This window comes from Ectopseudomonas oleovorans (assembly GCF_003052605.1).
In the GTDB taxonomy this organism is placed as follows: Bacteria; Pseudomonadota; Gammaproteobacteria; order Pseudomonadales; family Pseudomonadaceae; genus Aquipseudomonas; species Aquipseudomonas oleovorans_A.
In genome coordinates this window covers 44,211-58,586 of the sequence record NZ_QASO01000117.1, presented here as the reverse complement: position 1 = coordinate 58,586, position 14,376 = coordinate 44,211, and the positions used below count along the sequence as shown (strand labels likewise).

13 protein-coding genes and 1 pseudogene are annotated in these 14,376 nt (G+C 65.2%); 7 read left to right on the top strand and 7 right to left on the bottom strand.

The window, feature by feature from the left end:
* The coding region (locus DBO86_RS26860; protein ID WP_146173178.1) for a transposase domain-containing protein at window positions 1-141 on the top strand (141 nt) is incomplete at its 5' end.
* A 42-nt stretch (window positions 142-183) separates the two neighbouring features.
* On the opposite strand, the pseudogene DBO86_RS26855 reads toward DBO86_RS26860, so the two are convergent.
* From DBO86_RS26855 to DBO86_RS19840, 6 genes and pseudogenes are all read right to left on the bottom strand, one after another.
* A pseudogene (locus DBO86_RS26855) lies at window positions 184-2,494 on the bottom strand (7TM diverse intracellular signaling domain-containing protein); the annotation flags it as partial.
* 91 nt (window positions 2,495-2,585) lie between these two features.
* Entirely contained in the window at window positions 2,586-3,476 is an 891-nt protein-coding gene (locus DBO86_RS19860; protein WP_108234618.1) for an ABC transporter substrate-binding protein, read from the bottom strand.
* On the bottom strand, window positions 3,473-5,449 hold the full coding sequence (gene fhuB / locus DBO86_RS19855) for a Fe(3+)-hydroxamate ABC transporter permease FhuB (protein ID WP_108234617.1): 1,977 nt from the start codon (window positions 5,447-5,449) through the stop codon (window positions 3,473-3,475). The genes DBO86_RS19860 and fhuB overlap by 4 nt, the downstream gene beginning before the upstream one ends.
* Before the next feature lie 2 nt (window positions 5,450-5,451).
* Window positions 5,452-6,219, bottom strand: coding sequence for an ABC transporter ATP-binding protein (locus tag DBO86_RS19850; protein ID WP_074855327.1), 768 nt, complete (start codon window positions 6,217-6,219; stop codon window positions 5,452-5,454).
* Window positions 6,213-6,959, bottom strand: a complete 747-nt coding sequence (locus DBO86_RS19845; RefSeq protein ID WP_108234616.1) for a siderophore ferric iron reductase — start codon at window positions 6,957-6,959, stop codon at window positions 6,213-6,215. Before DBO86_RS19845 ends, DBO86_RS19850 begins: the two co-directional genes overlap by 7 nt.
* A gap of 90 nt (window positions 6,960-7,049) precedes the next feature.
* Entirely contained in the window at window positions 7,050-8,210 is a 1,161-nt protein-coding gene (locus DBO86_RS19840) for an MFS transporter (protein WP_108234615.1), read from the bottom strand.
* A gap of 143 nt (window positions 8,211-8,353) precedes the next feature.
* Between DBO86_RS19840 and DBO86_RS19835 the strand changes: the two genes are divergently transcribed.
* The 5 genes from DBO86_RS19835 (at window position 8,354) to DBO86_RS19815 (ending at window position 12,375) form a co-directional block, all read left to right on the top strand.
* On the top strand, window positions 8,354-9,151 hold the full coding sequence (locus tag DBO86_RS19835) for a hydroxymethylpyrimidine/phosphomethylpyrimidine kinase (RefSeq protein ID WP_167399144.1): 798 nt from the start codon (window positions 8,354-8,356) through the stop codon (window positions 9,149-9,151).
* On the top strand, window positions 9,148-9,777 hold the full coding sequence (gene thiE / locus DBO86_RS19830) for a thiamine phosphate synthase (RefSeq protein WP_108234613.1): 630 nt from the start codon (window positions 9,148-9,150) through the stop codon (window positions 9,775-9,777). The genes DBO86_RS19835 and thiE overlap by 4 nt, the downstream gene beginning before the upstream one ends.
* Window positions 9,778-9,799: 22 nt before the next feature.
* Window positions 9,800-11,089 carry a glutamate-1-semialdehyde 2,1-aminomutase gene (gene hemL / locus DBO86_RS19825; RefSeq protein ID WP_108234612.1) on the top strand — a complete coding sequence of 430 codons (1,290 nt, stop codon included), beginning with the start codon at window positions 9,800-9,802 and terminating at the stop codon, window positions 11,087-11,089.
* Window positions 11,089-11,721 (top strand): DUF6962 family protein, encoded by a 633-nt coding sequence (locus DBO86_RS19820; protein WP_074855333.1) that lies wholly within the window; start codon window positions 11,089-11,091, stop codon window positions 11,719-11,721. Before hemL ends, DBO86_RS19820 begins: the two co-directional genes overlap by 1 nt.
* Before the next feature lie 105 nt (window positions 11,722-11,826).
* Window positions 11,827-12,375: a tetratricopeptide repeat protein gene (locus DBO86_RS19815; protein WP_004424770.1), complete on the top strand. Its 549-nt coding sequence runs from the start codon at window positions 11,827-11,829 to the stop codon at window positions 12,373-12,375.
* Window positions 12,376-12,498: 123 nt separating this feature from the next.
* Here DBO86_RS19815 and DBO86_RS19810 read toward each other — a convergent pair whose 3' ends face one another.
* Complete coding sequence (locus DBO86_RS19810; RefSeq protein WP_004424773.1) at window positions 12,499-12,822, bottom strand: DUF1820 family protein; 324 nt, start codon at window positions 12,820-12,822, stop codon at window positions 12,499-12,501.
* Between the two features lie 173 nt (window positions 12,823-12,995).
* Between DBO86_RS19810 and miaB the strand changes: the two genes are divergently transcribed.
* Window positions 12,996-14,339, top strand: a complete 1,344-nt coding sequence (gene miaB, locus DBO86_RS19805) for a tRNA (N6-isopentenyl adenosine(37)-C2)-methylthiotransferase MiaB (protein ID WP_108234611.1) — start codon at window positions 12,996-12,998, stop codon at window positions 14,337-14,339.
* The last annotated feature ends 37 nt before the right edge of the window (window positions 14,340-14,376 follow it).

Genomic DNA, 14,376 nt, shown 5'->3' with positions numbered 1-14,376 from the left:
GAAACTGCCAAAGCCAACGGGCAAGAGCCTTACGCCTGGTTGCGCCACATCCTTGAACGCCTGTCAGCGGCGAGCCGCGTCGAGGATTACGAAGCGCTGCTGCCGTGGAACTGCTCGCCAGCTTCTGCCTCTGCTTCCTGAAAAAAACCGTCCGCCAAGGACGGGGTTCATGGAGCGGTTACGGTAGTCGCTCATGCCCGCAGCCAGGCAGCGTTCGCGGTCGCCGCTGTGGCTGTGCGCGGTGATCGCCAGCACCGGCAGTTCGGCGCAGCCCGGCAGGGCGCGCAGCGCACGGCAGGTGCCGAAGCCGTCCATCACCGGCATCTGGCAGTCGAGCAGCACCGCATCCACCGTCTCACTGCGCAGCAACTCGAGGGCCTCGGCGCCGTTGTCGGCAGTGCGCACGAGGTAGCCGATCTTGAGCAACATGCCGCGAGTTACCAACTGGTTGATCGCATTGTCCTCGACGATCAGCATCGTGCATTGCTGCGCCTGGCGCTGCAGCGCGCCGCCCTGCGGTCGTGCCGGGCGAACATCGCTGACCTGCGGTTGCAGCGGCAGAGTCAGCGGCACATCGAGGCGAAACCGACTGCCCTGCCCCGGCTGCGACTCGTGACTGAGCACGCCACCAAGCAGGTCGACCAGTTGCCGGCAGATCGCCAGGCCGATGCCCAGGCCGCCGTACTTGCGCGTCATCGAGCCATCGAGTTGATGGAAGCGCTGGTAAAGGTCGCCGTTGCCGGGCACGAAACCGATCCCCGTATCGCTGACCACCACGCTCAGCGGCAGCTGGCTGCCCCCACTACCGGCACGGCCGACCTGAAGGGCCACGCCGCCCTGGCTGGTGAACTTGATGGCGTTATCCAGCAGATAGCCCAGCGCCTGTGCCAGCTTGGCTGCGTCCCCTTCCAGGGTATCGGGCAGGTTGTCGTCCAGTTCCAGGGCGAACGTCAGCCCCTTGTCTTCAGCGCGCGCCGCATACTGGGCACGCAGACCATCGAACAGCCCGCGCAGGCTGAACGTCTCGCGCCGCGGATAGAGCTTGCCGGCCTGCAATTCGGTGAGAGCGAGGATGTCGTTGACCATGCGCATCATGTCGCGCGCGGACGCTGCAGCGGTCTTCTGGTACTGCTCCAGTTCGATGTCCATCTTCACCGTTTGCATCAGCTCCAGCGAGCCGATCACCCCGTTCATCGGCGTACGCAGCTCATGGGTCACGGTGGCGAGGAATTCATCCTTGAAACGGTTGCTGTCGGCCAGTTCCTGGTTCAGCGTTTCGAGCTTGCGTCCGGCTTCCTGGAGAATGCGCGCGCTCTTCCTTCATCGCGTTGATGCGGTCGGCCAGCGCCAACGACAGCAGGCCCACTTCCAGCGCCGAGCCGATCTGGCTGGCATACATGGTGAGAAACACGTTGGGCAGGTAGCCCAGCACCATCAGCGTGTTGACGATGCCGCCGATGAGAAAGGCGGTCCAGGCGAAGATGAAGTACCGCGCCACGCGCATACCGCGCAGCCAGGCGAGGATACCGGCGGCGAAGATAACCACGGTGAACAGCAGGGCCAGGTAGGTGGCCAGACGCAATGCCGTGGCATAACTGATGCTCAGCGCCAGAATCATCACCCCTGCGCCGCAGGCCATAAGCAGCAGCAACAGGCGATCGACCCAGGGGCTGTGTTCGCCAGTGTGCAGGAAGCTGCGAGCGAACTGGCAGCCGAACAAGGCGGCCGATCCAATCAGAAATGGCGTCGCGGCATTGGCCCACCAGGGGTTGTTGGGCCAGAAATACTCGATGCCAGCACCGTTGACCGAGACCTGATACAGGCCGAACGAGGCGATATAAAGGATGTAATAGAGGTAGCTGGTGTCGCGCACGCTGAGGAAGATGAACAGGTTGTACACCAGCATCACCAGCAGCACGCCGTAGATGATGCCAAGCACGTAGATACGCGCGGGCTGCTCTTCCAGATAGGCGTTGGGCGCCCACAGGGTCAGCGGCGCCTGGATCGAGCCCTGGCTTTCCAGGCGCAAATAGATGCGCTTGTTCTGGTTCGGCTCGAGATTCAGCTCGAACAGGTAGTTGTGCTGGCGGATCTGGCGGGTGTCGAAAGGCAAAGAATCGCCGGTACGCTGTGCCAGAGTGAAACCACCGGCCTCGTCGGGGAGGTAGAGCTCAAGGTGATCGAGCGGCGGATAGGCCAGTTCAAGCAGCCAGTTGCGTGGGCCCTGTGCCTGCTGCGGCAAGTAGTGCAAATCCAGCCGCAACCAGAATACCGAGCGTGAATAGCCGGCGTTGAGCACGGGTTTGTCATGCAGACGGAAACTGCCTTGCACGGCGGGTGAGGCAATGTCGTCAATGCTGGCATCGCCGCGCACGTCCTCGAACACGTACATGCTCTGCCCCAGAGGCAGAGTGCGCATATGTTCGTCGAAGGTAACGGCGCCCACGAGCGAGGAAAAAACGAGGCTCACGATGAGCAGGAGCAGCCGGCACATACGACTCCAAAACCCTGTCAGACAACGCCCAGGCCCCCATTAGCCCATCAAATGGCACCGTCACGTACGGCAGACTTATATTCGAATCGCTCTACTCTAGGGACTGTTGGGTCGCTTTTCCAGATTCAGACGGCAGTTTAAGCAGCGCTTCACCTATGGCCTCGGCCAGATACTGCAGGGAAAACACCCCGCCATAGGTCCAGGTCGAGGGCATCGCGGCGAAGCGCTGCTCACGCACGAAAGGCATCGCCTGCCACAGTGGCGAGGCGAACAACTGCACCTCCTGGGCAAAGGGTTCGATATGCAGCACGACGCCCTCTTCGATGCGCCCCAGCGCGGTGATCGGTACCTGAGTGATGCCCCAGGGGCTCGGCGGCAGATCCAGTGCCGGCTGCAGGCCGAGCAGCGCCAGCGCATGTTGCGGCATGGAGTTGGGGCCGTTGATGAAGGCGGCCGTCGGCGACGAGAGGCGTATCACCGTGACGGCCGGCAGGCGCTGCCCGTAATGAGCCCGCAGCCGCTCGCGCCATTGCGCCAACTCGGCGTCCATCGCCTGCAGGCGTTGCTTGGCCAATGCCTCGCGGCCGAGCGCGCGCGCCAGGTCGAGAAACGCCTCGTGATGCACCTGCAGATTGTCGCGCTGCTGGCTGAAGCCCTGATACACCTGCACCGGCGCGATACGTTCGAGCAACGGGCGAATGTCTTCCAGCACCGGTGGAATGACGATCAGCTCAGGCTGTAACTCGGCCAGCAACTCGAGGTTGGGCTCCAGGCGCGAACCACTCGACGGCACGCCTGCGGGCAGCGTCGGCCGCACCACCCAGGCGCGGTAGTCACCGGCATCGGCGACGGTCAATGGCGTCACATCGAGCATCAGCAGATGCTCGGTGGCCTCCCAGCTCAGCGCAGCCACCCGTGGCGCATCACTCGCCCAGGCAGGTGTCAGCCACAGCAGTAGAAAGCCGAGTAAGCAACGCTTCACGCCAACCTCCCACGGATGAGCAGGTAGACGAAATAGCTGCCACACAGCACCGAGGCAACAATGCCCACCGGAATCTGCAACGGGAAGATCAGGGTGCGGCCAACCCAGTCCGCCAGCAGCATCAGCACCGCGCCCAGCGAGGCCGCCAGCAGCAGTTGCGGCAGTACCCGGCGCGCGCCGAGCATCACCGCGATATGCGGGGCCAAAAGCCCAAGAAACGCTACTGGCCCGAGCAGGCTGGTGACCAACGCACACAGCAGCGCCACCAGCACCAGCAACGCCAGACGCAAGCGCGGCACGTTCAGGCCACGGCTGGCGGCCACCCCATCGCCGATGCCGATCAGCGTCAGGGCGCGCTGAAACAGCAGCGCCAGCGCGCCGAATAGCAGCACGCCCAGCGTCAGCCCCAAGGCTTGCGCCGGTGTGGCGCGGTAGGTGGAGCCGGCCAGCCAGCCGAGCAACGCGAACGAGTCACCCGTGCCCTTGGCCAACACGAACTGCAAGGCGGCGTTGAGCAGCGCGCCCAGGGAAATCCCCAACAGCGCCATCAGCGCTGGTGAGTAGTGATGACGCCGGCCCAGCAGCATCAACACCGCCAGCACCGCCAGACTGCCGACGAAGGCCGCCAGCGGCGCGACCGCGCCTAGCAGCGCACCACCGAAGATGATCAGCGCCAGCATCACCGCCAGCGTGGCCCCGGCGGATAGGCCGAGAATATCCGGGCTGGCCAGCGGGTTACGCAGCAGGCGCTGCAGCAGCAGGCCGGAAATCGCCAAACCGGCGCCGGCCGAAGCAGCCGTGAGCACACGCGGCCAGCGTAGCGACCAGACCAACGCCGACGGCCATTCCAGACGCCAGCCATCGATACCACGCGCCAGCCCGAGCGCCACGGTCAGCGCCAGCACGGCGAGAAGCGCCACCCACAGCGCACTGCGCCAGCCGAAACGCTCGGCGCCGCGCGGCAACTGCAGGCCACGCGGGTCTTCCGCCGCCAGATGTCGGCGCGCCAGCCACAACAACACTGGCGCACCGATCAACGCCGCCGCCGCGCCACTGGGCACCAGTTGGCCGCTGAGACGATTGGCCAGCAGCGCCAGGGCGTCGGTGCCAAGCAGCAGCAAGGCACCGAGCAACGCGCTGTAAAAAAGCTCATCACGCGCCGTGCGGGCGCCGAGCATCTTCGCCAGATTCGGCGTGAGCAGGCCGATGAAACCGATCAGGCCGACCGCCGTGATCGACACCGAACATAGCCACAGCGCCGCCAGGAACAGCACCAGCATCACCGGCCACAGCGCCAGGCCACGGCCCTGAGCAGCATCGCCGCCAAGCTGCAGCAAGCTCAACGGCCGCGGCGCCAGGATCAGCACTGGCACTGCCAGCAACAGCTTGGGCCACAGCCACTGCACCCAATGCCAGTCGATCTGCGCCAGATCACCCGCGCCCCAGACGAACAACCCCTGGGTGTACTGGTTGTTGATCAGCACCAGCCCGGCAGCCAGCGCGCCGAGCAACAGGTTCATGGCCATGCCGCCCAGCACCAGCGGCAGCCCGCCGATGCCACTGCGCCCGGCAATCAGCAGCACCAGACCGACCGCCAGCAGTGCGCCGAGCAGTGCCGCCCAGTGTCCGTGGCTGGCCGCGAAGGTCGGCACCAGCAAGGTGGCCAGCACCAGCCCGAGCCAGGCCCCGGACGAGGCGCCGATGGTCATGGGCGACACCAGGCGGTTCTGCGTGATCTGCTGCAACAGGCTGCCGGACAGGCCCAGCGCAGCGCCGGTCAGCAGCGCCATGCTCAGCCTGGGTAGAGCCGACAGTTGCAGTTGCAGAAACTCGAAGCTGTGTTCGGCAGAAGCCAGCATCGCCCACAGCTCGAACGGACCAAGATCTGCCGCCAGCCACAGGTGCAGGAGTGCCAGGGGCAGCAGCGCGAGTAGCGTCAGAAGGTGGCGTGACGGCGCCGAAACTGCAGCCATGCTCAGGCCACCACGGCAATCTTGCGGGCGCTGCCGGGCTGCTCGATCAGTTCGATATCGATGTCGTAGAGCTGGCTGAGCAATGGCCCGCTGAGCAACTCGTCCGGGCTACCGTCGAAGAAGATCCGCCCCTGCTTGAGGGCGATCACCCGGTCGGCATGCCGCGCGGTGAGGTTGATGTCGTGAAGGATGGCGACGATGCCGCGCCCGCTGTCGCGATTGAGCTGCCGCAGCAGGCCCATCAGCTCGTACTGATGCGCCAGGTCCAGCGCCGAGGTGGGCTCGTCGAGCAGTAACAGCGGCGATTGCTGGGCCAGCAGCATGGCGATCCAGGCACGTTGGCGCTCGCCACCGGAGAGGCGGTCGGCCAGGTGATCGGCGTAATGGGCGACATCGGTCTGGGCCAGCGCCTGATCGATGGCTGCATGGTCCTCGGCGCGCCAGCGGCCGAGCAGCCCGCGCCAGGGAAAGCGCCCCAGACGCACCAGTTCGCGCACGGTCAGGCCAGCGACATCGGGCAGGTGTTGCGGCAGAAAGGCCACACGGCGGGCGAAGTCACGGGCGGAAAAACCGGCCAGGTCGCGCTCATCGAGCTGCAGCGAACCTCGGGTCGGCTGCAGCTGCCGCGCCAGCAGGTTCATCAGGGTCGACTTGCCCGAGCCGTTGTGGCCGAGGATCACGGTGAAGCGATCCCCTTCGAGGTGCAGTTCGTCCAGCGCCAGCGTCACCCGCTCGCCGCGGCGTACTTCGATATCACGCAACGTCAACATGCCAGGGCCAGCTCCTCGCGCAGGCGCAGCAGGCGCTCGTCACGCCGCAATTTCGGGCAGGTGCTGCACAGCCCGCCGTCGCAACGCCGAAAATGCTGGCAACAGGCCTTGCGCTCCAGGGTCAGGCAGTCGCGGCCATCGTCCAGGCGCACCTCCAGCAGGTCGCTGCCACCACGCAAGTCCAATGCCTCCAGCCAGCGTGCCGCCAGCGCGCGCAGTTGCTGGTTATCCAGAGTCAGTTGGCGCTGCACCAGCAACAAGGCGGCCAGCACGTAATCGGCCGCCAGGCGCTGGGCCAGCTTGCCGTGAATGTTCTGCACCTGGCAGAACTCGGCGTGCTGGCGGCGCAGCAGTTGCTCGAGCTGGCTGGCAGCCAGGCCGATCAGCTGATCTTCCGTAGCTTGCTGCGGGCAGTGCTCGGGCAGACAGAAGCCCGACACCACGCCGCCCTGCACCGCCTGCCCCAGGCTCGAAAGACTGGGCACGCGCTGCGCCAGGTGCACGCCGAGCAAGGTCAGGTAGATGGGTTGCCAGACCAGATAGGTCCAGCTGCGCACCGTCCAGTAATGCGGCCCGGCCTCGGGATGGGCCTGCTGCCAGTGCTGGTAGAGCGCGGCGATACGCCGGTCGTTGCCCTCGCTACCGCACACCAGCAGGTCAGCCCCGGCATGCCCGATCCGTCCCTGCAGCCCGGGCAGGCTGCGAGAAATGACATCGAGCAGATGGTGGAGGTCTTGCATCGCGGCGAATCCAGATGACGGCGGCAGTGCGGAGGGCGAATTTAATCACCGAAACGCATCTGCATCAAATTATCATTCGCCACTCAAGACTCAGGCCACCTTGGGCTTGCGCACCAGCACCGGGAACAACGCGGCGGTCAACAGCAGCCCGGCAGCACCGACCCAGAACGGCATGGCCTGGCCGTAGTGGCTGACCAGCAAGCCCGCGCCGTAGGCCGAGCCCATGTTGCCCAGGCACTGGAAGATATTGATCTTGCTGAAGTCCACCGCGTAGTGCTCCGGCGAGCTGAGCTCGAACAGCAAGGCATCGAGGCGCACGGTGACCTGATACAGCGCCCAGCCAAACAGCACGCGGCCGAGCAGGATCAGCCACTGATCGCCGAAGCCCTGGATGAAGGTGGCCGCCGCGCCCAGCAGCAGACCGGCGAGAATGCCGTCACGGGTGTTGCCCTGCTTGGTCGCGCGGCGCCCCCACCACAGCGCCAACACGGCCACGGCGCCGGGCAACGCATAGACGAAGCCGGCCGCCATCTCGCTGTTCCAGTGCGCCACCTGCTGCCAGTAGACGGCAAAGAACGGCCGGGTGACGTAACCGACGAAGTAGAACAGCAGCATCACCAGGCACAGGCGGTAGATCGCCGGCAGGCTGCGCGACTCGTTCTTCACCGGCGCGTCGTCGCTTGCCGGCTGCTCGCCTGGTGCCGGCAGGTAGCCACGCACCAGATGCATGCAGATGGCCATCTGGATGAAGTCGCCAGCAGCCATTACCAGAAACACGTCGCCAATGTTCATGATCTGCAGGATCAGGCCGCCCAGCGCGGCACCGAGAATGGCGCCGAAGTGCACCACCACCGACAACGTGCCGATGGTCTGGGTGTGGTTGTCCTGCTGCTGCAGGCTCATCACGTAGGGGTACATCAGCAGGTAGCTGCCCTTGAACACCACCATCAGCAACGACACCACCCAGAACAGCGGCAGCGAGTCGATGAAATAGCAGGCGGCGGTCAGGCTGCCGGCCATCAGTTGCGCGCTGATCAGGATGCGCACCGGGTGCACGCGCTTGGCCAGGCGCGCCCAGAGCGGAAACACCGCCATCACCACCAGGCTGACCACCGCCAGATAGAGACCGACATGCTGCTCCGGCGGATTGTCGAAACGCTCGGCGAAATACTGCGGGTAAAAAGGAATGATCAGGTTATCGGTGATCACCGCCAGGGCGGTCATCATGATCAGGCAGGTACGCAGCGTCATTGGAGGCATTCGGGCAAGGCGGCAGGGGCGCGCATGATGCCACTTCCAGACCAGCTAATGCCAATACAGACGAGAATCAGAAAGACTAACGACCGGCATGGCGTGCAGCGACTTGATGCCTGTTAGTGATAAGCTCGCGCACCATGAAAACGCCAAACTTCCGCCCCGTAGTGCTGTGCATGTCTGGTCACGACCCCAGTGGTGGTGCTGGTCTGCAGGCCGATATCGAAGCCCTGCTGGCCCAAGGCTGCCACGCCGCACCGACGGTGACCGCCCTGACCGTGCAGGATACCGTCAACGTCTCCGACTTCCGTGTGCTCGACCGCGACTGGGTGCTGGCCCAGGCCCGCGCGGTGATCGCCGATATGCCGGTGGCCGCCGTCAAGCTGGGCATGCTCGGCTCGGTGGACATGGTCGACACCGTGCTCGAGGTGATGGGCCAGTTGCCTGGCGTGCCGCTGGTCTGCGACCCGGTGCTGCGTGCCGGCGGCGGCGGTTCGCTGGGCAAGGACGACGTCGGCTATGCCATGCGCGAGCGTCTGTTCGCCGTGTCCACCATCGCCACGCCGAACCTGCCGGAAGCGCGCATCCTCGCCGAACTGCCGGAAGGCAGCGCCGACGATTGCGCCGAGAAACTGCTGCCCTTCATCGAGCACCTGCTGATAACCGGCGGCCATGGCGACGAAGCCGAAGTGCACAACCGCCTGTACAGCCGCGATGGAAGTCGCCACACCTTCACTTGCGCGCGCCTGCCGGGCAGCTACCACGGCTCCGGCTGCACCCTGGCCAGTACCCTGGCTGGTCGCCTGGCGCTGGGCGAGGAACTGGTGAGTGCCGTGAAGAGCGCGCTGGATTACACCTGGCGCACCCTGCGCGACGCCGAACAACCGGGCCACGGCCAGTACGTGCCGCGCCGTCTGCCGCTGGACTTCGCCCAATGACTGCGGCGCTGCGCGGCCTTTACGCCATCACCGACACCCCGCTGCTGGCCGGTGGCAAGCTGCTGCCCTATGCCGAAGCGGCGCTGATCGGCGGCGCGCGCCTGCTGCAATACCGCGATAAATCCGGCGATGCCGGGCGCCGTTTCGATGAAGCCCAGGCGCTGGCCGAACTGTGCCAGCGCCATGGCGCCACGCTGATCGTCAACGATGACCTGGAGTTGGCTGCACGCCTGGGCGTCGGCCTGCACCTGGGTCAGAGCGATGGCTCGCTGGCCGCCGCCCGCGCCCGCCTCGGCGCTGAAACCGTGATCGGCGGCACCTGCCACGCCCAGCTGGAGCTGGCCGAGCGCGCCGTCGCCGAAGGCGCCAGCTATATCGCCTTCGGCCGCTTCTTCAACTCCAACACCAAGCCCGGCGCCCCGGCCGCCACCGTGGAGCTGCTGGATCAGGCACGTGCGCGCTTTGCCCAGCCCATCGTCGCCATCGGCGGCGTGACCCTGGAAACCGCACCCAATCTGATCGCCCGCGGCGCCAGCATGGTCGCCGTGATCCACGCCCTGTTCGCTGCCGACTCCGCCACCGAGGTGGAAGACCGCGCCCGCGCCTTCGCCGCGCTGTTCGACTGATTCGTTTCCAGAGAGCCCTGCCATGTCCCGTTCCGAAATCCTCTTCGCCAACGCCCAGAAACATATCCCCGGCGGCGTCAACTCGCCGGTGCGCGCCTTCCGCAGCGTTGGCGGCACGCCGCTGTTCTTCAAGCACGCCGAAGGCGCCTATGTCGTGGACGAAGACGACAAGCGCTACGTCGATTACGTCGGTTCCTGGGGCCCGATGATTCTCGGCCACAGCCATCCGGACGTGCTCGATTCCGTTCGTCGCCAGCTGCAGCACGGCCTGTCCTACGGTGCGCCGACCGCGCTGGAAACCGAGATGGCCGAGTTGGTCTGCTCGCTGGTGCCGTCGATGGAGATGGTGCGCATGGTCAGCTCCGGCACCGAGGCGACCATGAGCGCCATCCGTCTGGCCCGCGGTTTCACCGGCCGCGACAGCATCATCAAGTTCGAGGGCTGCTACCACGGTCACTCCGACAGCCTGCTGGTCAAGGCCGGCTCCGGCGCCCTGACCCAGGGCGTGCCGAACTCCGCAGGTGTGCCGGCGGCCTTCGCCAAGCACACCCTGACCCTGCCGTTCAACGACATCGACGCCGTGGCCGAATGCCTGGCGCAAGTCGGCAAAGAAGTGGCGTGCATCATCGTCGAGCCAGTGGCCGGCAACATGAACTGCGTGCCGCCGGCCCCAGGTTTCCTCGAAGGCCTGCGCGAGCAGTGCGACAAGCATGGCGTGGTGCTGATATTCGACGAAGTGATGACCGGTTTCCGCGTCGCCCTCGGCGGTGCGCAAGCGCACTACGGTGTGAACCCGGACCTGACCACCTTCGGCAAGATCATCGGCGGCGGCATGCCGGTGGGCTGCTTCGGCGGCAAGCGCGCGATCATGGAATGCATCGCCCCGCTCGGCCCGGTCTACCAGGCCGGCACCCTGTCGGGTAACCCGCTGGCGATGGCTGCCGGCCTGACCACCCTCAAGCTGATCAGCCGTCCAGGCTTCCACAGTGAGCTGACCGACTACACCTCGCGCATGCTCGCCGGCCTGCAGCAGCGCGCCGATGCTGCCGGCATTCCATTCGTCACCACCCAGGCGGGCGCCATGTTCGGCCTGTACTTCAGTGGCGCGGACGACATCGTCACCTTCGCTGACGTGATGGCCAGCGACAGCGCACGCTTCAACCGCTTCTTCCATCTGATGCTGGATGGCGGCGTGTACCTGGCGCCGAGCGCCTTCGAAGCGGGCTTCACCTCCATCGCCCATGGTGAAAAGGAGCTGGACATCACCTTCGCCGCCGCAGAACGCGCCTTCGCCGAGCTGAAAAAAGCCTGATGCAGTACAGCACGGCCTTCAGTGATGCGTTGCTGGCCCTGGCCTGCGTTGCCTGCGTGTGGCTGATCGGCCGGGCACGCGGGCGCTACGGCGAGGGCGATCAGCCGGCACTGTTCTGCGCCCTGCTCGGTTTTCTGCTGCCGGCTGCGGCGGCCAGCGTCGGCGTGATTCGCTACGGCTTCGACCCAAGCTGGCAGGCCGCGCACCTGTGGCTCTCGCAGGCCAGCAGCTTTCTCGGCCTGCCGCTGCTTGGTGCCGCAGCACTGGCGCTGGGCCGTGGCTGGGCCTGGAGTCGACCGAACTGGGGGCGCATCCTGCTCGGCCTGTGCGCCTTCTTCGAGCTGTTCCGCCAGCTTGGTTATATGGAGGACTACCGCCTGGCGCTGAACCTGGCCACGCTGGTGCTGATTCTCTATGCCGGCGCAGTCCAATGGCCGCGCCGCGCGCCAGCGATCAGCGCAGCTGTGGTGGTGGGCCTGTTCCTGCTGGCCGGTGTGGCAGTCGGCACCGAAGGCGTGATCGGGCCGCTGCGTCGCATCGACCTGTTCCACGTGCTGCTGACACCGGCTTACCCGCTGCTGGCCTGGCTGCTGCTGAGCCTGCCGGGAAGTGCGAAACGACAGACCGGGTAAAGCCTTTGTAACAAGCCCACGGTTATTCCATAATGCGAGGGTCGGCACGTTTTGCGCCGACCGGGCACGTCACCCGCCCTGAACTGCCGAGGTCCCGTTATCCAGATGAACCGCACCGGCCGCACCCTGTCCCTGGGCTGCCTGTTGCTTTTCCTCCCGCTGTTTGCATTCGCAGGCGGTAATTCGCTGTTGATCCCCGCCAGCGGCAGCTGCGCGCTGAACGCCTCCCCCGAAGAGATGCCCGATGCCCTGGCCAGCTGCCAGGAAATGGCGCGCGCCGGCAACATGCAGGCCGCCTATGAGTTGGGTGAGTACTACTACGACGGCAAACGTACCCCACGCGATTTCAAGCAGGCCCTGACCTGGTTCGAGCGCGCCTCGCTGCAGGGCCACGCCGAAGCGCAGCTGCGCCTGGGCACCATGTTCTTCCGTGGCGAAGGCGTACCGGCCAACAACGTGCAGGCTTACATCGTATTGAAGATGGCATCGGTCAATGGCTCGGACGAAGCCATGGACAGCGCCGACCTGGTGTCGGCGCAGATGCGTCGCGATGAACTGGAAATCGCCAGCCAGGTGCTGGGCCAGATATTCCGTAGCTACCTGCTCGAACTGCAGACAGCTGAAGGTCGTTCACCTTTCGCGCCGCTGCCCTAAAGCGGCCTTGGCGCCGTAGGGTGGGCTTCAGCCCACCAAGTAGCCTCTCGATACCGCTGGTGGGCTGAAGCCCACCCTACCTAGCTGAAGCCCACCCTACATCCAACGTTCCTGCGCAGCCGCTTACTTGTCCGGCATCGGCATGGGGAACGGCATGACGTTGCCGCCGCCCTTGGCTTCGCTGATCTTCGCCGTACCCAGACGCTCTACCTCGTCGATGCGGATGATCGCGTGCATCGGTACGAAGCTGCGCACCACACCCTCGAACTGCGCCTTGAGTTTCTCCTCGCTGGGGTCGACCACCAGTTGGCTGCGCTCGCCGAAGACGAACTCTTCAACCTCCAGAAAGCCCCACAGATCACTTTGAAAGATCTGCTTGGCATACATCTCGTATACCTGGCCCTGGTTGAGAAAAATCACCTTGTAGATGGGATCACGCTTGCTCATGAAGATTCGAAGTCAGGAAAAACGGGGCGCGCAGAATAGCACAGCGCCGCACACGTACGGATGCAATCCGGAGATAGGCGATGGCGCGCTTGCCCATGGCCTGAAGCCTGTAGCCTGTAGCCCGCCGCTCCCCTATAATACGCGGTCATTTTTTAACCACCTCAGACAGTGCCATGACCAAGAAGCTCTATATCGAAACCCACGGTTGCCAGATGAACGAGTACGACAGCTCGCGCATGGTCGACCTGCTGGGCGAGCATCAGGCCCTGGAGGTCACGGAAAAACCCGAAGACGCCGACGTGATCCTGCTCAATACCTGCTCGATCCGCGAGAAGGCGCAGGACAAGGTGTTCTCCCAGCTCGGCCGCTGGCGTGAGCTGAAGCTGGCCAACCCGGACCTGGTAATTGGTGTCGGCGGCTGCGTGGCCAGCCAGGAAGGCGTGGCGATCCGCGACCGCGCGCCCTATGTCGACGTGGTCTTCGGCCCGCAGACCCTGCACCGCCTGCCGGAAATGATCGACGCCGCACGCACCACCAAGACCGCGCAGGTGGACATCAGCTTCCCCGAGATCGAGAAGTTCGACCGCCTGCCCGAACCGCGCGTCGACGGCCCCAGCGCCTTCGTCTCGGTGATGGAAGGCTGCAGCAAGTACTGCACCTTCTGCGTGGTGCCCTACACCCGCGGCGAGGAAGTCAGCCGCCCGCTGGTCGACGTGTTGATAGAAATCACCTCCCTCACCGAGAAGGGCGTCAAGGAAATCACCCTGCTCGGGCAGAACGTCAACGGCTATCGCGGGGAAGCGCCGGACGGCCATATCGCCGACTTCGCCGAACTGCTGCATGCCGTGGCGGCCCTCGATGGCGTCGAGCGCATCCGCTACACCACCAGCCACCCGCTGGAGTTCTCCGACGCGATCATCCAGGCCCACGCCGAGATCCCGCAGTTGGTCAAATACCTGCACCTGCCGGTGCAGTCCGGCTCCGACCGCATCCTCGCGGCGATGAAGCGCAACCACACCGCGCTGGAATACAAGTCGCGCATCCGCAAACTGCGTGCGGCAGTACCGGACATCCTGATCAGCTCGGACTTCATCGTCGGCTTCCCCGGCGAGACCGAGAAGGATTTCGAGCAGACCATGAAGCTGATCGAGGACGTCGGCTTCGACTTCTCCTTCTCCTTCATCTACAGCTCGCGCCCAGGCACCCCGGCCGCCGACCTGGTCGACGACACCCCGGACGAGGTGAAGAAACAGCGCCTGGCGCTGCTGCAGCATCGCATCAACCAGAACGGCTTCGAGAACAGCCGGCGCATGGTCGGCACGGTGCAGCGCATCCTGGTCAGCGACTACTCGAAGAAGGACCCGGGCATGCTCCAGGGCCGCACCGAGCAGAACCGCATCGTCAATTTCCGCTGCGATAACCCGCGCCTGATCGGCCAGTTCGTCGACGTGCACATCGACGACGCCCTGCCGCACTCGCTGCGCGGCACCCTGCTGGATGCCGAGACCCTCCACTAACGTAGCGGTCGTCCACACTTTGCGTTGTGGACGACCA

Coding starts and splice junctions, on each gene's coding strand:
- fhuB (WP_108234617.1), bottom strand. CDS start 5,449: ATGGCTGCAGTTTCGGCGCCGTCACGCCACCTTCTGACGCTACTCGCG.
- DBO86_RS19850 (WP_074855327.1), bottom strand. CDS start 6,219: ATGTTGACGTTGCGTGATATCGAAGTACGCCGCGGCGAGCGGGTGACG.
- DBO86_RS19845 (WP_108234616.1), bottom strand. CDS start 6,959: ATGCAAGACCTCCACCATCTGCTCGATGTCATTTCTCGCAGCCTGCCC.
- DBO86_RS19840 (WP_108234615.1), bottom strand. CDS start 8,210: ATGACGCTGCGTACCTGCCTGATCATGATGACCGCCCTGGCGGTGATC.
- DBO86_RS19835 (WP_167399144.1), top strand. CDS start 8,354: ATGAAAACGCCAAACTTCCGCCCCGTAGTGCTGTGCATGTCTGGTCAC.
- thiE (WP_108234613.1), top strand. CDS start 9,148: ATGACTGCGGCGCTGCGCGGCCTTTACGCCATCACCGACACCCCGCTG.
- hemL (WP_108234612.1), top strand. CDS start 9,800: ATGTCCCGTTCCGAAATCCTCTTCGCCAACGCCCAGAAACATATCCCC.
- DBO86_RS19820 (WP_074855333.1), top strand. CDS start 11,089: ATGCAGTACAGCACGGCCTTCAGTGATGCGTTGCTGGCCCTGGCCTGC.
- DBO86_RS19815 (WP_004424770.1), top strand. CDS start 11,827: ATGAACCGCACCGGCCGCACCCTGTCCCTGGGCTGCCTGTTGCTTTTC.
- DBO86_RS19810 (WP_004424773.1), bottom strand. CDS start 12,822: ATGAGCAAGCGTGATCCCATCTACAAGGTGATTTTTCTCAACCAGGGC.
- miaB (WP_108234611.1), top strand. CDS start 12,996: ATGACCAAGAAGCTCTATATCGAAACCCACGGTTGCCAGATGAACGAG.